This is a genomic window from Aromatoleum petrolei, from assembly GCF_017894385.1.
In the GTDB taxonomy this organism is placed as follows: Bacteria; Pseudomonadota; Gammaproteobacteria; order Burkholderiales; family Rhodocyclaceae; genus Aromatoleum; species Aromatoleum petrolei.
The window spans coordinates 2,341,021-2,361,222 of record NZ_CP059560.1; the positions used below are offsets into that span (position 1 = coordinate 2,341,021).

Here is a 20,202-nt window from a genome sequence, read left to right on the forward strand (position 1 = left end):
ACGGCAACACAAGATCCGTTAATGGACGCGCACGACGCACCCGCCTTCCTCCGAGAAGTCATCCTCTTCCTCGCATTCGCCGGCGTGCTGATCCCGCTGCTGCAGCGGCGCAGGATCAACCCGGTACTGGGCTTTCTCGCCGTGGGCATGATGGTCGGACCCTTCGGCCTCGGCCAGCACACCGACGCCGTCCCGTGGCTGCGCCACCTGACGTTCTCGCGCCAGGAAGACGTGTCGATCTTCGCGGAATTCGGCGTGATCTTCCTGATGTTCATGATCGGGCTGGAGATGTCCGTCGACCGCCTGTGGGCGATGCGTCGCCTCGTGTTCGGCCTGGGGGCCCTGCAGGTCGGCCTATCGGCGCTCACGATCGGCGGCATCGCCTACGCCTTCGGCAACACCTTCGAATCGTCCGTCGTGCTGGGATTCGTCCTTTCCTTTTCCTCGACCGCAGTCGTCATGCAGCTCCTCACGCAGCGGCGCGAGGTCGGCACTCCGCTCGGCCAGGCGACCTTCTCGGTGCTGCTGTTCCAGGATCTCGCCGTCGTCCCGCTGCTGGTCGTCGTCAGCGTGCTCGGGCAGAAATCCGGCGAAAGCGTCAGCACGCTGATGGGCGTGGCAGCGCTGAAAGGCATCGTCACGGTCGCGCTGATCTACTTCATCGGCAGCCGCATCGTGCGACCGCTCTTCCACCAGATCGCAGCAATTCGCCAATCCGAATCGTTCATGGCGGTGACCCTGCTCACGACGCTGGGCGTCGCGGTGCTCACGCAGGCAGCGGGCCTGTCGATGGAGATGGGCGCGCTCCTCGCGGGTCTCCTGATCGCCGAGACCGAGTTCCGCCACGAGGTCGAGGTCACGATCGAGCCCTTCAAGGGCCTCCTGATGGGCCTCTTCTTCATGTCCGTGGGCATGGGCATCGACGTCAGCGCGATCCTCGCCGAACCCATGCTGCTGCCCCTTTCCGTGATCGGTGTGCTCGCGATCAAGGGTCTGATCCTGATCGTGCTGTTTCGCCTCTTCGGCCTCTCGTGGGGACGCGCCGCCGAAGGTGGCATCATGCTCGGGCAGGGCGGCGAGTTCGCCTTCATCGTCATCGGCATGGCGCTCGGGCTGGGCCTGATCAATCCGACGGTCGGCCACTTCATGCTGCTCGTCGTGGGCCTGTCGATGCTCGTCACGCCACCGCTCACATTCTTCGGCCGCAAACTCGGTGACGGCATCGACGCGAAGCTCGGCGGCACGGCCCCGGAGGCGAGCGCCCCGCTCGACCAGATCAGCGGCCACGTGATCGTCGCCGGCTACGGCCGCGTCGGGCAACTCATCGGCGAGCTGCTGTCCGAACAAGGCATTCCCCACCTCGCCGTCGAATCGGACGCCAAACGCGTCAAGAAGCTGCGCGCGCGCGGTGCGCCGGTGCATTTCGGCGACGCGAGCCGCCCGGAACTGCTGCGCAAGCTGCATCTCGAACGCGCGGTCGCCGTGGTGCTGACGATGGACCACACCGCCGCCGCCGTGCACGCGGTGAAAGGCATCCGCGCGAGCTCGCCCGGCATACGCATCGCCGCCCGCGCCCGCGACGAGGCGCACGCCCAGGCGCTGCGCGACGCCGGGGCGACGGTCGTGATCCCCGAGACGCTGGAATCCGGCCTGCAGCTAGCCGGTTCGGTATTCGAAACGCTGGGCGTCCCGGGCGACGTCGCCGCGCGGCTGCTCGAACAGGAACGCGCACGCCGCATCGCCGTGTTCCGCCCGAGCTGAATCACAAACGGAGGACTCCGCCATGCCCACCCTCGCCCTCGTCGCCACCGGCGGCACCATCGCCGGCGCCGCGGCATCTGCCACCGACACCACCGGCTACACCGCCGGCGCGCTCGGCGCCGACGCGCTGCTCGCCGCCGTGCCGCCGCTCGCCGACGTCGCGCAAATCCGCGCCGAACAGCTCTTCAGCCTCGACAGCAAGGACATGCAGCCGGCGCACTGGCTCGCGCTCGGCCGCCGCGTCCGCGCCCTGCTGGACGATCCCGCGATCGACGGCATCGTCATCACGCACGGCACCGACACGCTGGAAGAGACCGCGGCCTTCCTGGACCTGACGCTCGCCGCCGCCAAGCCCGTCGTCCTCACCGCCGCGATGCGCCCCGCGACGGCACTGTCTGCCGACGGTCCGATGAACCTCTACAACGCCGCCTGCGTCGCCGCTCACCCGGACAGTCGCGGCCGGGGCGTGCTGGTGAGCTTCGGCGACGCGATCCTGCCCGCCCGCGGCGTGAGAAAGCGCGAGACCCACCGCCTCGACGCCTTCGGCAGCGCGAGCGCCGGCGCGATCGGGCAGACCGACCCGCTGCGCTATTTCGCCCCGCCGCCGGCCGGGGCGCGGCTGTGCCTGCAACTCCCGCCCGATCTCGCCGATCTGCCGCGCGTCGACGTCCTCTACGTCGGCGCGGGCACGCCGCCCGCCCTCGTCGATGTCATGATCGCGGATGGTGCTCGCGGCCTGGTGCTCGCGCTGCCCGGCAACGGCAGTCTGCCCGAGGCCTGGGAAGCGCCGCTCGCGGCCGCCGGCGCGCGCGGCATTCCGGTGATCCGCGCCTCCCGCGCGGGCACGGGGCCGGTCGGGCACAAGGCGCTGGACGATCGCCTCGGCACGCGGGCCGCGGGCGAGCTGCCGGCCTCGCAGGCGCGCGTCGCACTGATGCTAGCGCTCGCAGCCGGCGACCCCGCCCGGCTCGACCTCGTCCTCGGCGACGCCGGCTGAGCGCGGCCGCCCACTACATCCCGTAGTCCTCACCGCCGCCCGCCAGCGCCACGTCGATCATCCGCCGCGTCAGGTGCGGCGCGAACAGCTCGATGAACGCATACACGTAGCCGCGCAGGTAGGCGTTGCGTCGAAGCCCCACGCGCGTCGTGCTCGATTCGAACAGGTGGGCGGCGTCCGCCATTCCCAGTCCGCGGTCGGTCGCCGGGTCGTAGGCCATGCGCGCGACGATGCCGATGCCCAGATCCATCGCCACGTAGGTCTTGATCACGTCCGAGTCCAGCGCCGTCAGCACCACGTTCGGCCGCAGCCCGCGCCCGAGGAAGGCCTTGTTGATCAGGCTGCGCCCGGTGAAGGCATCGTCGTAGGTGATCACCGGATAGCGCGCGATCGCCTCCAGCGTCAGCGGATGCTCCTTCAGGATCGGGTGGCGCGGCGTCGCGACGATGCAGCGGTTCCACTGATAGCAGGGCAGCATCACCATCTCGTCGTACTCGGCGATCGCCTCGGTCGCGATCGCGATGTCCGCCTCGCCCGACATCACCATGTCGCACACCTGGCGGGGGCTGCCCTGATGCAGCGACAGCTTCACCAGCGGAAAACGCTGCATGAAGTCGCGGACCACGCGCGGCAGCACGTAGCGCGCCTGCGTGTGGGTGGTCGCGATGGAGAGGTCGCCCGCAACCTCGTTGGTGAACTCCTCCCCGACCTGGCGCAGGTTGTCCGCGTCGCGCAGCATGCGCTCGGCAATCGCCAGCACCTGCCTGCCCGGCGCCGTGACATCGACGAGGCGCTTGCCGTGGCGCACGAAGATATCCACCCCCAGTTCCGCCTCGAACTGCCGGATCTGCTTCGACACCCCCGGCTGCGACGTGAACAGGGCTTCCGCGGCGTCCGAGACGTTCAGCCCACGGCGCGCGACTTCATGGATGTAACGCAGCTGCTGGAGGTTCATCACCGCCCCTTTATAACCAAAACTTCTTAAAGTTTAACGCAAACCATCTTTTTGATCCTGTTCTCCGCACATACGATGCACCGCACCATACAAGGGGAACGCTTTCATGGACTTTGCCTACACAGTCGCCGGGTTCGCGGTCGGCGCCATCGTCGGTTTGACCGGCGTCGGCGGCGGATCGCTGATGACGCCGCTGCTCGTGCTGCTGTTCGGCATCCATCCCTCGGTCGCGGTCGGCACCGACCTCCTCTACGCCGCGATCACCAAGGCCGGTGGCACCCTTGCCCACGGCATGAGGGGCACGGTCGACTGGACCGTGACAAGGCGGCTCGCCACCGGTAGCATCCCCGCCGCTGCGCTGACGCTGGTGCTGGTCGGCAAGTTCGCCCCGGGCGGCATCGACGGCGCTGCCAACCTCATCAAGGTGGCGTTGGGAATCGCGCTGCTGCTGACCGCGGTCGCGATCATCTTCCGCAAGCAGATCCAGTCCTACGCAGTAAATCGCTTCGGCGGCGTGCCCAACCCTGCCCGCACCGCACGCCTCACCGTCCTGACCGGGGCGGTCCTTGGCGTGCTGGTGTCGATCTCCTCGGTCGGCGCCGGCGCGCTGGGCGTTACGGCGCTGTTCTTCCTTTACCCCACGATGCCGGCGCTGCGCATCGTGGGCTCGGACATCGCCCACGCGGTGCCGCTGACGCTGGTCGCCGGCATCGGTCACTGGATGCTCGGCAGCGTCGACTGGTTCCTGCTGGGCAGCCTCATCGTCGGCTCGCTGCCGGGGATCTGGCTCGGCAGCCACATTTCGACGAAGGTGCCCGACCGGGTGCTGCGGCCGATGCTCGCGACGATGCTGGTGCTGGTCGGCGCGAAGCTGATCGGACACTGAAAGAGCAGGATTTGAAGGACTCAACGAGAGAGTACGCGATGTACCAATACGACGAATACGACCAGCACCTTCTCGACGAACGCGTCGCGCAGTTCCGCGAACAGATGCGGCGCCACCTCGCCGGCGAGCTGACCGACGACGAGTTCCGTCCCGTGCGGCTACAGAATGGCCTGTACATCCAGCGCCACGCGCCGATGTTCCGGATCTCGGTGCCCTACGGCCATCTCGCCAGCCGCCAGCTGCGCAAGCTCGCCCACCTCGCGCGCACCTACGACCACGGCTACGCGCACTTCACGACGCGCACCAACGTCCAGTTCAACTGGTCGCCGCTGGAAGTGATCCCCGACATGCTCGCCGAGCTGGCGACCGTGCAGATGCACGCGAACCAGACCTCGGGCAACGACATCCGCAACATCACGGCCGACCCCTTCGCCGGCGTCGCCGCCGACGAGATCGTCGACCCGCGTCCGTGGGCGGAAATCCTGCGCCAGTGGGCAACCTACAACCCGGAATTCGCCTACCTGCCGCGCAAGTTCAAGATCGCCGTGAACGGCGCACTCGAAGACCGCGTCGTGCTGCGCGTCTACGACATCGGCATCGACCTCAAGCGCGACGCCGAAGGCAACATCGGCTTCCGCGTGCTGGTCGGTGGCGGTCTCGGCCGCACGCCCATCCTCGGCGAGGAGATCGAAAGCTTCGTGCCGTGGCAGCACCTGATCACCTATTGCGAAGCGATCCTGCGCGTCTATAACCGCTACGGCCGGCGCGACAACATCTGGAAGGCCCGCATCAAGATCCTCGTCAAAGCGCTCGGCGTCGAAGAATTCCGCTGGCAGGTGCGCGAGGAATGGGCACACGCCAAGGACGGCCCGAACACCCTCACGGAAGCCGAGGTCGCCCGCGTCGCCGCGCACTTCGTCGATCCGCAGTACGAAGACCTGCCGGCCGACGACAAGCCGCATCACCATCATCTCGTCGAAAACCTCGCCTTCGCCGCATGGGTCAAGCGCAACGTACGTGCCCACAAGAAACCGGGCTACGCGTCGGTGACGCTCTCGCTGAAGAAGACCGGCGTCGCGCCGGGCGACATCAGCGCCGACCAGATGGACCTCGTCGCCAACCTGGCCGACCGCTTCAGCTTCGGCGAGGCGCGGATGACGCACGAGCAGAACATCGTGCTCGCCGACGTGAAGCTGTCAAACCTCTACACGCTGTGGCAACTCGCCCGCGATGCAGGCCTGGCAACACCGAACATCGGCCTGCTGACCGACATCATCTGCTGCCCGGGCGGCGACTTCTGCAGCCTTGCGAACGCGAAGTCGATCCCGATCGCGCAGGCGATCCAGGAGCGCTTCGACGATCTCGACTACCTCTACGACATCGGCGACATCGACATCAACATCTCCGGCTGCATGAACTCCTGCGGCCACCACCACGTCGGGCACATCGGCATCCTCGGCGTCGATAAGAACGGCGAGGAGTGGTACCAGGTCACGATCGGCGGCACGCAAGGCAACAGCACCGCCCTCGGCAAGGTCATCGGGCCGTCGTTCGCACGTGCGCAGATGGCCGACGTCGTCGAGAAGCTGATCGAAACCTACATCGAACACCGGCACCCCGACGAGCGCTTCATCGACACGGCGCACCGCCTCGGCGTCGAACCGTTCAAGCAGAACGTCTATGGCGGCGAACTATTCACGCAAAGGAAGGTGGCGAATGCCTAAGCTGATCAAGAACGGTCGGATCGTCGCGGACGACTGGCAGATCGTCTCGCTTGCCGAGGGCGAGACTGCAGGAGACGCAATCGTGCCTGCCGGGCGCACGCTCGTGCCCTTGGCCGTATGGCAGGCCCGCCACGCCGAACTCGCGGCGCGCGCCGATCGTGGCGAAGTGGGCGTGTGGCTGAATGCCGGTGACGGCCCCGAGGACATTGACGACGACGTCAAGCGCTTCGCCGTCATCGCGGTAAACTTCCCCAAGTTCACCGACGGCCGTGGCTACTCGACCGCCATGCTGCTGCGCACGCGCTACGGCTACACCGGCGAGCTGCGCGCGATCGGCGACGTACTGCGCGACCAGTTCAACTACATGACGCGCAGCGGCTTCGACGCGCTGCAGCCGCGCGCGGACCGCTACACCGACGAGCAGCTCGAAGCCGCCGTCGCGAGCATCAGCGACTTCACGCAACCCTACCAGGCCTCGGCCACCCATCCGCAGCCGCTGTTCCGCCGCGTCGCGCGCGCCGGAGCGAAGGCATGAGCGGAGCAGTCAGCCTGCTGCGCCCGGCGGCGAAGAACCCGGCGATTCATCCGGTGCTCACCGAGCCGCTGGTTGAAGCCGTCAGCGACAAGACCGGCTCCGCCCTCGCCCTGTTGCGCGCAGCGATCGCCGAACTCGGCGCCACGGGCGAAATCACCTTCGCGAACAGCTTCGGTGCCGAGGACATGGTCCTCACCGACCTGATCCTGCGCGAAAAGCTGGCGATCGAAATCTTCTCGCTCGACACCGGCCGCCTGCCCGCGGAAACCTACACGCTGATGGGCGAAGTCGAGCAGCACTACGGCACTCGCCTGAAGGTCTTCTTCCCGAAGTCCGACGCCGTCGAAACCTACGTGCGCACGCACGGCATCAACGGGTTTTACGAATCCGTCGAGATGCGCAAGGCCTGCTGCCACATGCGCAAGGTCGAACCGCTGCAGCGCGCGCTTTCCGGCAAGAAGGCCTGGATCACCGGCCTGCGCGCCGCACAATCGACGACGCGCACCGGCCTGCCGACGCGCGAGTTCGACGAGGGCAACGGGCTGGTGAAGTTCAACCCGCTGTCGGACTGGTCCGAGACCGAAGTGTGGGCCTACCTGCGCATGCACGAAGTGCCTTACAACGCGCTGCACGAGCAGTTCTACCCCAGCATCGGCTGTGCCCCCTGCACCCGCGCCATCGCGGTCGGCGAGGACGTCCGCGCCGGGCGCTGGTGGTGGGAGGACCCGACCTCCAAGGAATGCGGGCTTCACGTCAAGAAGGGCTGACACCATGAGACTCCGACCGGAACCCGAGCAGCGGGAAGCCGCCCCCCTCCGCCACTCGCCGGCGGCCCCCGACTCGCGTCCCAATCTGCGCCGCCGCCTGTCGGCGCTGCGTGCGGGGATGAAGGCGGCAGTGCGCGCGCTACGCGCCAAGAACACCAGTAACTGAGAAAGAAGATGTCCACGCTGACCCGTCAAACCCTGTCCCACCTCGACTGGCTCGAAGCCGAGGCGATCCACATCATGCGCGAGGTCGCCGGCCAGTGCGCCAATCCCGTGCTGCTTTTCTCCGGCGGCAAGGATTCGATCTGCATGCTGCGCATCGCCGAGAAGGCCTTCCGCCCGGGCAAGTTTCCCTTCCCCCTGATGCACATCGACACCGGCCATAACTACAAGGAAGTGGTCGAGTTCCGCGACAAGCGCGCAGCCGAGCTGGGCGAGCGGCTGATCGTCCGCTCGGTGGAAGACTCCATGAAGCGCGGCACCGTCGTCCTGAAGCACGACAACGAGTCGCGCAACAAGCACCAGTCGGTGACGCTGCTCGAGGCGATCGAGGAATTCGGTTTCGACGCCTGCATCGGCGGCGCCCGTCGCGACGAGGAGAAGGCCCGCGCGAAGGAGCGGATCATGAGCTTCCGCGACGAGTTCGGCCAGTGGGACCCGAAGAACCAGCGCCCCGAGCTGTGGAACCTGTACAACGCCCGCAGCCACAAGGGCGAGAACATCCGCGCCTTCCCGATCAGCAACTGGACCGAAATGGACGTGTGGCAGTACATCGAGCGCGAGAAGCTCGAACTGCCGTCGATCTACTTCGCCCACCAGCGCCCCGTCGTCATTCGCCAGGGCGCCATCGTGCCGGTCAACGTGCCACTGATGAGCGGAGAACTGACCAACCTGCCCAGGGCCGGCGAGGAAATCGTCGATCTGCAGGTGCGTTTCCGTACCGTCGGCGACATCTCCTGCACGGCGCCGGTCGAGTCGGACGCCGACACTGTGGAAAAGATCGTGATCGAAACCGCCACCACGACCATCACCGAGCGCGGTGCGACCCGTCTGGACGACCAGACTTCGGAGGCGTCGATGGAACAGCGGAAGAAGGAAGGTTATTTCTGAGGCTTGGTTGGTTCTTCGGGTCTCGGAGTGCGGGGTGCTTAATCGAGCGGGACGGGGAATTTGCTCCGTCGGCTGCGGAACTCGCAGTACAGCGCGCTTCCGCGCTGTCTGCTCAGACAGTCCTCGCCGCTCCGCAAACACCCCGCCCCGCTCTTGCGTCATACAAGTGGAAAGGAAAAGCAAACGCATCCAAGCCCGCATTGCTGCGGCTTTCAAACGTAAAAGAGCAATGTGCAATGGATCGAATCCGGCCTTTCGCCAACCCGAACGTAGCCGGGGACGTGTGGGGTGTTCGCGGCGCGGCGAGGACTGTCTGAGCGCAGGCGCGGAAGCGCGCCGCTGCGCGAGTTCCGCAGCCGCAGAGCGAATACCCCGCGCGGCGCCGGCGGCTTAGCACCCCGGCCGCACACAACGATCTGAGCAACACCAGAATTCTCGCAAGCTTGAAGGAAACAAAACCATGTCCGCCCTCGAAAACCTGCCCGACACCGATCACGGCCTGCTGCGCTTCCTCACCTGCGGTAGCGTCGACGACGGCAAGAGCACCCTGATCGGCCGTCTGCTGTTCGACACCAAGACCATCCTCGCCGACACGCTGAACGCCATCGAGAAGACCTCCGCCAAGCGCGGCACGAGCGCCGTCGACCTCTCGCTGCTCACCGACGGCCTGCAAGCCGAGCGCGAGCAGGGCATCACGATCGACGTCGCCTATCGCTACTTCTCCACCGGCACCCGCAAGTACATCATCGCCGACGCCCCGGGCCACGAGCAGTACACCCGCAACATGGTGACCGCCGCCTCCACCGCCAACCTCGCGATCATCCTCGTCGATGCGCGCAAGGGCGTGCTCACCCAGACCCGCCGCCACTCCTACCTTGCGAGCCTCGTCGGCATTCCACACCTCCTCGTCGCCGTGAACAAGATGGACCTCGTCGACTACGACCAGGCCACCTTCGAACGCATCAAGGCCGACTACCTCGCCTTCGCCGAAAAGCTCGGCATCAAGGACGTCCGCTTCATCCCCCTGTCCGCCCTCAACGGCGACATGATCGTCGACCGCGGCGAGCGCCTCGGCTGGTACGACGGCCCGACGCTGCTCGACATCCTCGAGACTGTGCCCGCCGCGCACACCGAACAGGCCGAAGACTTCCGCTTCCCCGTGCAATTCGTCTGCCGCCCGCAAGACTCGGCCAACCCCGAACTGCACGACTACCGCGGCTTCATGGGCCGCGTCGAATCGGGAGAAATCGTGGTCGGCGACACCGTCACCGTCCTGCCCGCAGGGCGCACCAGCACGATCAAGGACATCCAGATCGGCGGCGAGAGCATCGAGCGCGCGATCCACGAACAGTCCGTCACCCTGCTGCTCGCCGACGAGATCGACATCTCGCGCGGCGACATGATCGTCAAGACTGCCGAAGCACCCGAACAGCTGAAACAGATCGACGCCACCCTGTGCTGGCTGTCCGAGACGCCCCTGTCGCCCGCCCGCACCTACCTCCTGCGCCACACCACGCGCGAAGTGAAGGCCAAGGTCGCGAAGATCGACTACCGTCTCGACGTGAACACGCTCGCTCAGGAACCCGCGACCGCGCTCGCGATGAACGATATCGCGCGCCTGACGCTCAAACTGGCGCAACCGATCTTGGCCGACCCCTACGTCGAGAATCGCGCCACCGGTGCCTTCATCATCATCGACGAAAGCACCAACAACACCGTCGGCGCAGGCATGATCGGCTGAGCGCCCGCGGCCTTTCCCTCCCCAGCCCCGGGCGTCCGCAGGCCGCCCGGGGCGCGATGTTTTCCCCTCCGGCCCCGGGTGTGGGAGAATCGCGCCTTGCCGATTTGTCTGCTGTCCGGCACAGCAACGCAATATAGAAGACACACATGAAATGTCTCGATGATTTTCGCCTGCGGTTCGGGAGCAGGGAATACGTACCGATCATGATTGGCGGGATGGGGGTAGACATCTCCACGTCAGATCTGTCGCTCGAGGCAGCACGCCTCGGCGGCATCGGCCACATTTCCGATGCCATGCTGCCGACCGTCAGCGACCGTCGCTACGACACCAAGTACGTGCGCGACAAGCTCAAGCAGTACAAGTACAACGTCGCCAACGCCAACAAGTCCGAAGTCCAGTTCGACCTCGGCCTGGTCGCCGAGGCCACGCAGACCCATGTCCGCCGCACGATGGAACGCAAGCGCGGCGACGGCCTGATCTTCATCAACTGCATGGAAAAGTTGACGATGAACGGGCCCAAGGAAACGCTGCGCGTGCGCCTGCGCGCGGCCATGGATGCCGGCATCGACGGCATCACGCTGGCCGCCGGCCTGCACCTCGGCTCCTTCGGCCTGATCGAGGACCACCCGCGCTTCCGCGACGTCAAGCTCGGCATCATCGTCTCGTCCCTGCGCGCGCTGCAACTCTTCCTGCGCAAATCCGCGCGCACCAACCGCCTGCCCGACTACGTCGTCGTCGAAGGCCCGCTCGCGGGCGGCCACCTCGGCTTCGGCATGGACTGGGCGCAGTACGACCTGCACGCCATCGTCGCCGAGATCCGCGAATGGCTCGCCGCCGAGCACCTCGACATCCCCCTGATCCCCGCCGGCGGCATCTTCACCGGCAGCGACGCGGTGCGCTTCCTTGAAAGCGGCTCCGCGGCCGTGCAGGTCGCCACCCGCTTCACGGTGTCGCACGAATGCGGCCTCCCGCCCGACGTGCAACAGCATTACTTCGCCGCGCAGGAACAGGACATCGAGGTCAACAACATCTCGCCCACCGGCTACCCGATGCGCATGCTGAAGAGCAGCCCCGCGATCGGCTCCGGCATCCGCCCGAACTGCGAAGCCTACGGCTACCTGCTCGACGGCAACGGCAATTGCGCCTACATCACCGCCTACAATCGCGAACTCGCGCTGCACCCCGACGAGAAGCGGCTCAAGGTGATGGACAAGACCTGCCTGTGCACCCACATGCGCAACTTCGATTGCTGGACCTGCGGCCACTACACCTACCGCCTCAAGGACACCACGCACCGGCGCGCCGACGGCACCTACCGGATCCTCACCGCCGAGCACATCTTCCACGACTACCAGTACAGCAAGGACAACAAGATCGCGCTGCCTGCAGTCGAGACGGGCGAAGCAGCCGGGTCGGCCTGATCCATCGCCGGCACTCGCCGGCATCAACATCGCGCAGGGCGTGCCCGCCAGAACGGCGGCCACGCCCTTGTTCCATCCGCCCCCCCCCCCCGCCGCCGATCGCCACCCCACATGAATCGCGGCCCCCACGGGAACGCCTGCCGCCACCTGCACTCATACGAACGGATGCTTCGTGCATGCCGCACACCGGATGCGTTCCGGCGTCAGGATTGCGTATGCGCAGAACGATATGGGCGCTGCTCGCACTCGCCCTGCTGATCTTCGGCTTCCTGCAACTCAACCGCCCGGCGGCCGCGCCGACGGGCGGCGAGGTCGTCGTGCTGCGCATCGACGGCGTGATCGGCCCAGCCAGCTCCGACTTCTTCACCCGCGAGCTCGCCCGTGCGCACGCGCGCGGCGCGGGTCTTCTCGTGCTTGCGATGGACACACCCGGCGGCCTCGACACCTCGATGCGCGCCATCATCAGGGACATCCTCGCCTCGCCCATCCCCATCGCCACGTGGGTCGGCCCGGAGGGCGCGCGTGCCGCCAGCGCCGGCACCTACATCCTGTACGCCAGCCATCTCGCGACGATGGCCCCCGCCACCAACCTCGGCGCGGCGACGCCCGTGGCGATCGGCATGCCGGGCGGCAAACCCGGGGGCGATCCCACGCCCAGAGACAAGCCCGACGCCGATAACGCGGACAAGGACGGCAAGAGCGCCCCGGGCATCGGCGACGCGATGATGGAAAAGGTCCGCAACGACGCCGCGGCCTACCTGCGCAGCCTCGCGCAGCTGCGCGGGCGCAGCGGCGACTTCGCCGAGCGCGCGGTGCGCGAAGCCGCCAGCCTGTCCGCCGACGAAGCGCTCGCCGCCGGCGTCATCGACCTCATCGCCGCCGACCTGCCCGAACTGATGAGGAAGATCGACGGCCGCGAGGTGAAACTCGACGACGGACGCACGCAACGCCTGTCGACCGCCGCCGCGACCGTCACCGAAATCGCTCCCGACTGGCGCATGCGTCTGCTCGCCCTGTTATCGAATCCTCAGCTCGCACTGGTGCTGATGATGATCGGCATCTACGCCCTGTTCTTCGAGTTCACCAGCCCCGGCTTCGGCGTGCCCGGCGTCGCCGGCGCGATCTGCCTGCTGGTCGCGCTGTACGCCTTCCAGCTTTTGCCGGTGAACTGGGCGGGCGTCGCGCTGCTCGCCCTCGGCGCCATCCTGATGCTCGCCGAAGCCTTCCTGCCGAGCTTCGGCGCCCTCGGCGTCGGCGGCATCGTCGCCTTCGTCGTCGGCGGATTGTTCCTCATGGACACCGAGGCACCCGGCTTCGGCATCCCGCTCGCCTTCCTGATCGGCCTTGCGATCGCCAGCGCGCTGGTGATCGGCGCCGTCGGCAGCTTCGCCGCACGCACGCGCCGGCGGCCCGTCGTCAGCGGCCGCGAACAGATGGCCGGCACGATCGCAACGGTCACCACCGTCACCGCCGAAGGCGCATGGGCCCTCGTCCAGGGCGAATCCTGGCGCGTGCGCAGCGCGGCGCCCCTCGCACCGGGAGACCGGGTGCGCATCACCGGGCTCGACGGCCTCACCCTGCTCGTCGAGCCGCTCATCGCCGATCCGGCCAATCGCCGTGGAGGAAGTCCGCCATGATCTTCGACCTCAACCTGGGCCTCGGCACCATCCTGCTCCTGCTCGTCGCCCTCGTCGCGAGCTCCCTGCGTATCCTGCGCGAATACGAACGCGGCGTGATCTTCATGCTCGGCCGCTTCTGGAAGGTCAAGGGCCCCGGCCTCATCGTCGTGATTCCCGGCATTCAGCAGATGGTCAAGGTGGACTTGCGCGTCGTCACCCTCGACGTGCCCAGCCAGGACGTGATCTCGCGCGACAACGTCTCGGTCAAGGTCAACGCAATCATTTTCTTCCGCGTCATCGACCCGCAGAAGGCGATCATCCAGGTCGAGAACTACCTCGTCGCCACCAGCCAGCTCGCGCAGACCACGCTGCGCGCAGTCCTCGGCAAGCACGAACTCGACGAGATGCTCGCCGAGCGCGAACGCCTCAACCTCGACGTGCAGCAGATCCTCGACGCCCAGACCGACGGCTGGGGCATCAAGGTCGCCAACGTCGAGATCAAGCACATCGACCTCAACGAGAGCATGATCCGAGCGATCGCCCGCCAGGCCGAAGCCGAGCGCGAGCGGCGCGCCAAGGTGATCCACGCCGAAGGCGAAAAGCAGGCCGCGGAGAGCCTCATGAAGGCCGCCGAGATGCTCGCCCGCCAGCCCGCGGCGATGCAGCTGCGCTACCTGCAGACCCTCACGCAGATCGCCGGCGACAAGGCCTCGACGATCGTCTTCCCCGTCCCGGTCGACCTGCTGAAGGGGCTTCTCGCCGAGGTGTCGTCCAAGCAGCCCCCCGATTGATCACGGCAGCACCATCGCCAGCGCAATCGGCAGGAACACCACCGCGGCGACATTGCCGATCAGCACCATCGACGCAACCACCTCCGGCTCCTGGTGGTAGCGCTCGGCGAAGATGTAGTTCAGCACCGCGGGTGGCAGCGCGCCGAACACGATCAACAGCGCGCGCTCCTGCCCCGACAGGTCGAACACCAGCGTCAGCACGAACGCCAGCAGCATGCCGGCAACGGGTCGTGCCACGGCTGCAAAGAGACCCAGGCCGAGCGAGCCGATGCGCGAATCGGTGAAGCGCACACCCAGCGCAAACAGCATCAACGGAATCGAGATGTCGCCCAGCATCTTGATCGCGAGCATCAGCGGCGGCCACACCTCGATGCCGGCGATGCCGATCGCGAGGCCCGCAAAAGTCGCCAGCACCGACGGCACTCGCCACACCGTCCACACCTTGATGCGATGGTCGAGCAACCACGCACCGAAGGAAAAATGCAGCAGGTTCGACACCATGAACATCACCACGGCCGGCGCCAGTGCCGCATCGCCGAACGCCAGAACCGCGAGCGGCAGTCCCAGATTGCCGCTGTTGTTGAACATTATCGGCGGCACCAAGGTCTTCGGCGCGATCCCGCACAGGCGCGCAAGCACGTAGCCGGCCACGCCCGTGCCCATCACCAGCAACAGCGTCGCGACTGCCAGCGAGCCGAACTCGGCAATGCGAAACTCCTTGTTCGCCAGCGCCGCGAAGACGAGCGCCGGAATGAACACCTCCATGTTGAGCTTGTTCACATGCGACAGATCCGGCCGCATGCGCCGGCCGACGAGATAGCCGAGAGCGGTCACTGCGAAGAGCGGGAAGAGGACTGAGACGATGCGGATCAACATGGACGGCGGGACACAGCCCGGTGACAGGGGCGCCGCACGGCGGCAACAAAAAAGGGGCCGTGAAGGCCCCCCGCGACGTGATGAGGCAAGCTCAGAAGCGCGCGCCGATCAAGAACTGGTGCAGGTCGATACCGTTGTTGGGCGTCTCGATGTCCCCATTCGAGTAATGCGAGTAGCGCCAGCCGACCGAATAACGTCCGGCGAACTCGATCCCGAGTCCGGCGTGCTGCGAAAACTGGAAGGTCGTCGAGAACACTTTGGGCCCGAGGTCCGTGCGGCTGAGAAGCGCTGCACCGAGGCCCAATTCCGCGTAGGGCTGGAAGCTTCCCTTGCCGCGCACCATGCGCAACATGCCGACCGCGCCCGCCTGGTTCAGCGTGTTCGGACCGTCGTTCGAACCGCTGTAACGAAATTGGCTCAACTCAAGCTCGGGGTGCAGGCCCGCATGCCACACGCCCCAGTCCGACTCCCACACCGGGCCGAGGCGCACGGACAAACCCGTGCGATCGTAGTTGTCGTGCTCGCCATGGAACGCGCTGACCGCCGGGTCCGCCGCTGAAGCTGCTCCCGCCGCCAGCAAGGAAGCGGCCATGCACACCAGGAACCTCATTCGACACCTCACAGGACATAACGCGCGAGATCCTCGCGCTGGGCAAACACATCAAGCCGCCCATCGACGTAAGCGGCGTCGATGACCAGCTTATCCACACCACTCTTGCCGGCCTCGAAGGAGATCTCCTCGAGCAGCTTCTCCATCACCGTGTACAGGCGCCGCGCACCGATGTTCTCGGTCTTCTCGTTCACCTGGAAGGCGATCTCGGCGAGGCGGCGGATGCCGGCATCGACGAACTCCAGCGCCACCCCCTCGGTCGCGAGCAGGGCCTGGTACTGGCGCACCAGGCAGGCGTCCGTCTGCGTGAGGATGCACACGAAATCCTCCACCGACAGGCTCTCCAGCTCGACGCGGATCGGGAAGCGTCCCTGCAGCTCCGGGATCAGGTCGCTCGGCTTGGACAGGTGGAACGCACCGCTGGCGATGAACAGCACGTGATCGGTCTTGATCATGCCGTACTTGGTCGACACCGTCGTGCCCTCGACAAGCGGCAGCAGGTCGCGCTGCACGCCCTGGCGCGACACGTCTGCACCCTGCACGTCCGAACGCGCGGCGATCTTGTCGATCTCGTCGAGGAACACGATGCCGTTCTGCTCCACCGCGCGGATCGCCTCCGCCTTCACTTCCTCGTCGTTGATCAGGCGCACGGCCTCCTCGTCGGCCAGCGCCTTCAGCGCATCGCCGATCTTCATCTTGCGCAGCTTCTTCTTGCCCCCGCCCAGGTTCTGGAACATGCCCTGGATCTGCTGCGTGAGCTCCTCCATGCCCGGGGGCGCGAAGATCTCCGCCGTCATCGCATGTGCGGCGACCTCGATCTCGATCTCCTTGTCGTCGAGCTCTCCCTCGCGCAGCTTCTTGCGGAATTTCTGCCGCGTCGCCGTGTCCTGCGGCTCCGGGTCGGCCGCGAAACCGACGGGACGCGCGGGCGGCAACAACGCGTCGAGCACGCGATCCTCGGCCGCATCCATTGCGCGGTCGCGCACCGTCTTCATCGCCCGCTCGCGTCCGTCCTTGATCGCGATCTCGACCAGATCGCGGATGATCGTCTCGACATCGCGGCCGACATAGCCCACTTCCGTGAACTTCGTCGCCTCGATCTTGATGAAGGGCGCATTCGCCAGGCGTGCGAGGCGGCGCGCGATCTCGGTCTTGCCGACACCCGTCGGCCCGATCATGAGGATGTTCTTGGGCGTGATCTCGCTGCGCAGCGGCTCCTCCACCTGCGCGCGCCGCCAGCGGTTGCGCAATGCGATTGCAACGGCCTTCTTGGCCTTGCCCTGGCCGACGATGTGCTTGTCGAGCTCGGAGACGATCTCCGGCGGCGTCATCTGCGTCATCCCTCGATCACCTCGATCACATGGCTCTGATTGGTATAAATGCACAGATCTCCCGCGATCTGCAGCGACTTCTTGACGATTTCCTCGGGAGGGAGATCCGTATTCTCCAACAGCGCGCGCGCCGCCGACTGCGCATAGGCGCCGCCGCTGCCGATAGCGACGATGCCCTGTTCGGGCTCTAGCACGTCGCCATTGCCGGTGATGACCAGCGAATTGTCGCGATCCGCCACCGCCAGCATCGCCTCCAGGCGTCGCAGCACGCGGTCCGTACGCCAATCCTTGGCCAGCTCCACCGCGCTGCGCAGCAGGTTGCCCTGATGCTTCTCCAGCTTCGCCTCGAAGCGCTCGATCAGCGTGAAGGCGTCGGCCGTACCGCCCGCGAAACCCGCGAGAATCTTGCCCTGATAGATCGGCCGCACCTTGCGGGCAGTCGCCTTGATGACGATGTTGCCCAGCGTGACCTGGCCATCGCCGCCCAGCGCGACGCGATTGCCGCGTCGCACCGAGAGGATCGTGGTGCCGTGATACTGTTCCATTGGTTTTTCCTCGAATCGGGGGTACGGCGACCCGGTCAGCTGCGCAGCAGCACCAACGCCACCTGATCGACGCCCATCACCCGCAGCAACGCTGCGACCATCGCGTTCACGTTGCGCAGCACGACCGTCTTACCCTGCGCCTGCAGCGTTGCAAGAATATTGAAAAGCGTGCCCGCGCTGACGAAATCGATGCGGCGCAGTTGGCCGCAGTCGACTTCGACGCTCTGCAGGCTGCTCGCGTGCGCAGCCAGCTTGCGGATCTTCTCCACCGCCGCGCTGGTGACCTCGCCGTCGAGCACGAAATCGCCGCTCGCCGGCGCATCCAGATCGAGCGCGACCTCCTGAACGGCCGTCGTCGAGGCCGCCTGGCCGGCCCGCGCCTCCCAGGACGGCGGAGACTCCTCGAAGGTGATCGCGTAATCCACCGCCAGGTTCTCGAACCGCTCCTGCTCGCCGGTGTGCTGCAGCATCTCGAGCAGCAGCAGCCAGATGTCGCGCCCGCTCGGCTCGCCCGTGCGCACCTGCCCCGCCAGCATCTCCGCGAGCTGGCCGCAGTTCAGCAGCGACACCTTCACCCTCTCCATCGCCAGTTCGCGCAATACGTCGCGGAACAGCGTGCATCCGTCTTCATCGACCGAGCGCAGGCGCCCCAGGTCGATGCGGATGGCACCACTCTTCTTGCCGATGATCGCGACCTGCTGGAACTGCGCCGCGGCCTGCCCGGAGAGGCTGCCCGACATATTCACCATCGGCGCCGCGTTCGAGCGCACATGCTCCTGCGCACTCGACAGGTCCATCCACGGCGGCGGCGACCGCTCGAAGCGCGTCGCGTAATCCAGCACCCGCGCCTCGAAACGCTGGCGCTGCCCGGTCAGGCGGTACAAGTCCAGCAGCATCATCCACAGCCCTTCGCCCGCATGGCCGCCCTGCCCATCCAGCACTGCGTTGAGCGCCGCTTCCGCCTCCGCCGTATTCCCGTTCGCGTACAGCACGGCGGCCTCCTCGTAGGCGGCACCGATGCCCGCCCCCATCTCCTGCACCTCGACCTGCCCGGCGCAATGCGCCAGGGCGTGCGTCGGATCGCCGATCGAGAAATCCAGCTTGGACAATTCGGGTGGCTCCACCTGGGGCGCAGCCGACGAGGGTGCCGCGCCGGACGAGGCACCTGACGGCTGAGTGCCGGGAGCGGGCTTCTTGCCGAAGAATGGAAGAACCACGTTACGACCTGTGCGAACGGAGATGGACTAGTCGGGGATGCGGAAGGATAGCATTTCGGGCGCAGCTCTTGCGCCCCCACCGCGACGCGGGCGGCCGCCTGGCCGTCCGCACCTTACCTTTTGCAAAACAGTACCCGCGCAGCAGATGTAACAGACGGCACACCGTCGGCTAGAATGTTGCGATGCACACACCTCGCCCGCCGTCAAACTCCGGCGAAAACCACGTATTTTCACTGCCGGTCCGCGTGTATTACGAGGACACCGACGCCGCCGGAGTCATCTACTACGCCAACTACCTGCGTTACTGTGAGCGAGCACGCACCGAATGGCTGCGCGTGGCAGGCTTCGAACAGCAGGCCCTGCTGACCGAACAGCGCATCGGTTTCGTCGTCCGCTCCGTTGCCGGCGATTATCTGTCAGCAGGAATGCTCGATGATGCGTTACACGTCACGACGGGGGTCGAAACGCTGCGCGGCGCCAGCATGGTGTTCATGCAGAAGGTGATGCGCGGCGACGAAGTCCTGTTCCGCGGCCGCTTCGTCATCGCCTGTGTCGACCTCGACCGCAAACGCCCGACCCCGCTCCCCGCAGACATGCGCACAAAACTGGAAAAACTCGTACAAGCATGACCGTCTCCCACGATCTCTCGATCATCAGCCTCATCGGCCAGGCCAGCGTCCTGGCCCAGCTCGTCATGGCCCTGCTCGCAGGCCTGTCGCTCGTCTCCTGGTACTGGATCTTCCGCAAGTCCTTCCAGATCCGCGCCGCCCGCAGCAAGACCAACGGCTTCGAGCGCGACTTCTGGAGTGGCGGCGACCTCAACTCGCTATTCCAGTCGGCCGCCGCCGCCCGCCACGAAACCGGCGGCATGGAGCGCATCTTCGAGTCCGGCTACCGCGAATTCACCAAGCTGCGCAGCAAGAGCCACGACAACGCGTCGATCATCGACGGCGCGCGCCGCGCGATGCGCGCGACCTACCAGCGCGAGGTCGACGACCTCGAGGCGCACCTCGCCTTTCTCGCCTCGGTCGGCTCGGTGTCCCCGTACATCGGCCTGTTCGGCACCGTGTGGGGCATCATGAACGCCTTCCGCGGCCTGTCCAACGTCAGCTCGGCGACGCTGGCGAACGTGGCCCCAGGCATCGCCGAGGCGCTCGTCGCCACCGCGATCGGCCTCTTCGCTGCGATACCCGCGGTGGTCGCCTACAACCGCTTCGCGCACGACATCGACCGCATCAGCATCCGCTTCGAGAGCTTCATGGAAGAGTTCTCGAACATCCTGCAGCGCCAGTTGCGCTGAGCGGGAGGAAACACCG

General features: G+C 66.5%; 20 protein-coding genes. 14 read left to right on the forward strand and 6 right to left on the reverse strand.

What is annotated here, in order from left to right; all coding sequences use genetic code 11:
* Window positions 1–21: 21 nt before the first annotated feature.
* Complete coding sequence (locus ToN1_RS10675) at window positions 22–1,761, forward strand: cation:proton antiporter domain-containing protein (RefSeq protein ID WP_169208429.1); 1,740 nt, start codon at window positions 22–24, stop codon at window positions 1,759–1,761.
* Window positions 1,762–1,783: 22 nt separating this feature from the next.
* Window positions 1,784–2,758 (forward strand): asparaginase, encoded by a 975-nt coding sequence (locus ToN1_RS10680; RefSeq protein WP_169208428.1) that lies wholly within the window; start codon window positions 1,784–1,786, stop codon window positions 2,756–2,758.
* A gap of 13 nt (window positions 2,759–2,771) precedes the next feature.
* Here the strand turns inward: ToN1_RS10680 and cysB are convergent, their stop codons facing one another.
* Window positions 2,772–3,713 (reverse strand): HTH-type transcriptional regulator CysB, encoded by a 942-nt coding sequence (cysB, locus tag ToN1_RS10685; protein WP_169208427.1) that lies wholly within the window; start codon window positions 3,711–3,713, stop codon window positions 2,772–2,774.
* Between the two features lie 106 nt (window positions 3,714–3,819).
* Between cysB and ToN1_RS10690 the strand changes: the two genes are divergently transcribed.
* The 10 genes from ToN1_RS10690 (at window position 3,820) to ToN1_RS10735 (ending at window position 14,307) form a co-directional block, all read left to right on the forward strand.
* Window positions 3,820–4,599 (forward strand): sulfite exporter TauE/SafE family protein, encoded by a 780-nt coding sequence (locus ToN1_RS10690; RefSeq protein WP_169208426.1) that lies wholly within the window; start codon window positions 3,820–3,822, stop codon window positions 4,597–4,599.
* Between the two features lie 38 nt (window positions 4,600–4,637).
* Complete coding sequence (locus ToN1_RS10695; protein WP_169208425.1) at window positions 4,638–6,323, forward strand: nitrite/sulfite reductase; 1,686 nt, start codon at window positions 4,638–4,640, stop codon at window positions 6,321–6,323.
* Complete coding sequence (locus ToN1_RS10700; protein WP_169208424.1) at window positions 6,316–6,858, forward strand: DUF934 domain-containing protein; 543 nt, start codon at window positions 6,316–6,318, stop codon at window positions 6,856–6,858. Before ToN1_RS10695 ends, ToN1_RS10700 begins: the two co-directional genes overlap by 8 nt.
* A complete protein-coding gene (locus ToN1_RS10705) occupies window positions 6,855–7,625 on the forward strand; it encodes a phosphoadenylyl-sulfate reductase (RefSeq protein WP_169208423.1) in 771 nt (256 codons plus the stop codon). Before ToN1_RS10700 ends, ToN1_RS10705 begins: the two co-directional genes overlap by 4 nt.
* A 4-nt stretch (window positions 7,626–7,629) precedes the next feature.
* Window positions 7,630–7,791 carry a hypothetical protein gene (locus ToN1_RS10710; RefSeq protein WP_169208422.1) on the forward strand — a complete coding sequence of 54 codons (162 nt, stop codon included), beginning with the start codon at window positions 7,630–7,632 and terminating at the stop codon, window positions 7,789–7,791.
* Between the two features lie 8 nt (window positions 7,792–7,799).
* Complete coding sequence (gene cysD / locus ToN1_RS10715) at window positions 7,800–8,735, forward strand: sulfate adenylyltransferase subunit CysD (protein WP_169208421.1); 936 nt, start codon at window positions 7,800–7,802, stop codon at window positions 8,733–8,735.
* 460 nt (window positions 8,736–9,195) lie between these two features.
* Window positions 9,196–10,476, forward strand: coding sequence for a sulfate adenylyltransferase subunit CysN (gene cysN, locus ToN1_RS10720; RefSeq protein ID WP_169208420.1), 1,281 nt, complete (start codon window positions 9,196–9,198; stop codon window positions 10,474–10,476).
* 146 nt (window positions 10,477–10,622) lie between these two features.
* A complete protein-coding gene (locus ToN1_RS10725; RefSeq protein ID WP_169208419.1) occupies window positions 10,623–11,897 on the forward strand; it encodes a nitronate monooxygenase in 1,275 nt (424 codons plus the stop codon).
* Window positions 11,898–12,112: 215 nt separating this feature from the next.
* Window positions 12,113–13,534, forward strand: coding sequence for an NfeD family protein (locus tag ToN1_RS10730; RefSeq protein ID WP_169208239.1), 1,422 nt, complete (start codon window positions 12,113–12,115; stop codon window positions 13,532–13,534).
* The gene (locus ToN1_RS10735; RefSeq protein WP_169208238.1) at window positions 13,531–14,307 is read left to right on the forward strand and encodes a slipin family protein; all 777 of its coding nucleotides are present in this window, start codon (window positions 13,531–13,533) and stop codon (window positions 14,305–14,307) included. Before ToN1_RS10730 ends, ToN1_RS10735 begins: the two co-directional genes overlap by 4 nt.
* On the opposite strand, the gene ToN1_RS10740 is transcribed toward ToN1_RS10735, so the two are convergent.
* From ToN1_RS10740 to ToN1_RS10760, 5 genes are all read right to left on the reverse strand, one after another.
* Entirely contained in the window at window positions 14,308–15,183 is an 876-nt protein-coding gene (locus ToN1_RS10740) for an AEC family transporter (protein ID WP_169208237.1), read from the reverse strand.
* A 91-nt stretch (window positions 15,184–15,274) separates the two neighbouring features.
* Window positions 15,275–15,775 (reverse strand): acyloxyacyl hydrolase, encoded by a 501-nt coding sequence (locus ToN1_RS10745; protein ID WP_244861025.1) that lies wholly within the window; start codon window positions 15,773–15,775, stop codon window positions 15,275–15,277.
* A gap of 26 nt (window positions 15,776–15,801) precedes the next feature.
* Window positions 15,802–17,133 (reverse strand): ATP-dependent protease ATPase subunit HslU, encoded by a 1,332-nt coding sequence (hslU, locus tag ToN1_RS10750; protein WP_169208235.1) that lies wholly within the window; start codon window positions 17,131–17,133, stop codon window positions 15,802–15,804.
* Window positions 17,130–17,669: an ATP-dependent protease subunit HslV gene (gene hslV / locus ToN1_RS10755; protein ID WP_169208234.1), complete on the reverse strand. Its 540-nt coding sequence runs from the start codon at window positions 17,667–17,669 to the stop codon at window positions 17,130–17,132. Before hslV ends, hslU begins: the two co-directional genes overlap by 4 nt.
* A 35-nt stretch (window positions 17,670–17,704) precedes the next feature.
* Entirely contained in the window at window positions 17,705–18,886 is a 1,182-nt protein-coding gene (locus ToN1_RS10760; protein ID WP_169208233.1) for an STAS domain-containing protein, read from the reverse strand.
* Between the two features lie 182 nt (window positions 18,887–19,068).
* Here ToN1_RS10760 and ybgC point away from each other — a divergent pair, with 182 nt between their 5' ends.
* Window positions 19,069–19,515 (forward strand): tol-pal system-associated acyl-CoA thioesterase, encoded by a 447-nt coding sequence (gene ybgC / locus ToN1_RS10765; protein WP_280516669.1) that lies wholly within the window; start codon window positions 19,069–19,071, stop codon window positions 19,513–19,515.
* On the forward strand, window positions 19,512–20,186 hold the full coding sequence (gene tolQ / locus ToN1_RS10770; RefSeq protein ID WP_169208232.1) for a protein TolQ: 675 nt from the start codon (window positions 19,512–19,514) through the stop codon (window positions 20,184–20,186). The genes ybgC and tolQ overlap by 4 nt, the downstream gene beginning before the upstream one ends.
* The last annotated feature ends 16 nt before the right edge of the window (window positions 20,187–20,202 follow it).

What these genes read in the sequence shown, in the direction of transcription:
- ToN1_RS10675 (WP_169208429.1), top strand. Translation starts at nt 22, where the DNA reads ATGGACGCGCACGACGCACCCGCCTTCCTCCGAGAAGTCATCCTCTTC.
- ToN1_RS10680 (WP_169208428.1), top strand. Translation starts at nt 1,784, where the DNA reads ATGCCCACCCTCGCCCTCGTCGCCACCGGCGGCACCATCGCCGGCGCC.
- cysB (WP_169208427.1), bottom strand. Translation starts at nt 3,713, where the DNA reads ATGAACCTCCAGCAGCTGCGTTACATCCATGAAGTCGCGCGCCGTGGG.
- ToN1_RS10690 (WP_169208426.1), top strand. Translation starts at nt 3,820, where the DNA reads ATGGACTTTGCCTACACAGTCGCCGGGTTCGCGGTCGGCGCCATCGTC.
- ToN1_RS10695 (WP_169208425.1), top strand. Translation starts at nt 4,638, where the DNA reads ATGTACCAATACGACGAATACGACCAGCACCTTCTCGACGAACGCGTC.
- ToN1_RS10700 (WP_169208424.1), top strand. Translation starts at nt 6,316, where the DNA reads ATGCCTAAGCTGATCAAGAACGGTCGGATCGTCGCGGACGACTGGCAG.
- ToN1_RS10705 (WP_169208423.1), top strand. Translation starts at nt 6,855, where the DNA reads ATGAGCGGAGCAGTCAGCCTGCTGCGCCCGGCGGCGAAGAACCCGGCG.
- ToN1_RS10710 (WP_169208422.1), top strand. Translation starts at nt 7,630, where the DNA reads ATGAGACTCCGACCGGAACCCGAGCAGCGGGAAGCCGCCCCCCTCCGC.
- cysD (WP_169208421.1), top strand. Translation starts at nt 7,800, where the DNA reads ATGTCCACGCTGACCCGTCAAACCCTGTCCCACCTCGACTGGCTCGAA.
- cysN (WP_169208420.1), top strand. Translation starts at nt 9,196, where the DNA reads ATGTCCGCCCTCGAAAACCTGCCCGACACCGATCACGGCCTGCTGCGC.
- ToN1_RS10725 (WP_169208419.1), top strand. Translation starts at nt 10,623, where the DNA reads ATGAAATGTCTCGATGATTTTCGCCTGCGGTTCGGGAGCAGGGAATAC.
- ToN1_RS10730 (WP_169208239.1), top strand. Translation starts at nt 12,113, where the DNA reads ATGCGCAGAACGATATGGGCGCTGCTCGCACTCGCCCTGCTGATCTTC.
- ToN1_RS10735 (WP_169208238.1), top strand. Translation starts at nt 13,531, where the DNA reads ATGATCTTCGACCTCAACCTGGGCCTCGGCACCATCCTGCTCCTGCTC.
- ToN1_RS10740 (WP_169208237.1), bottom strand. Translation starts at nt 15,183, where the DNA reads ATGTTGATCCGCATCGTCTCAGTCCTCTTCCCGCTCTTCGCAGTGACC.
- ToN1_RS10745 (WP_244861025.1), bottom strand. Translation starts at nt 15,775, where the DNA reads ATGGCCGCTTCCTTGCTGGCGGCGGGAGCAGCTTCAGCGGCGGACCCG.
- hslU (WP_169208235.1), bottom strand. Translation starts at nt 17,133, where the DNA reads ATGACGCAGATGACGCCGCCGGAGATCGTCTCCGAGCTCGACAAGCAC.
- hslV (WP_169208234.1), bottom strand. Translation starts at nt 17,669, where the DNA reads ATGGAACAGTATCACGGCACCACGATCCTCTCGGTGCGACGCGGCAAT.
- ybgC (WP_280516669.1), top strand. Translation starts at nt 19,069, where the DNA reads ATGCACACACCTCGCCCGCCGTCAAACTCCGGCGAAAACCACGTATTT.
- tolQ (WP_169208232.1), top strand. Translation starts at nt 19,512, where the DNA reads ATGACCGTCTCCCACGATCTCTCGATCATCAGCCTCATCGGCCAGGCC.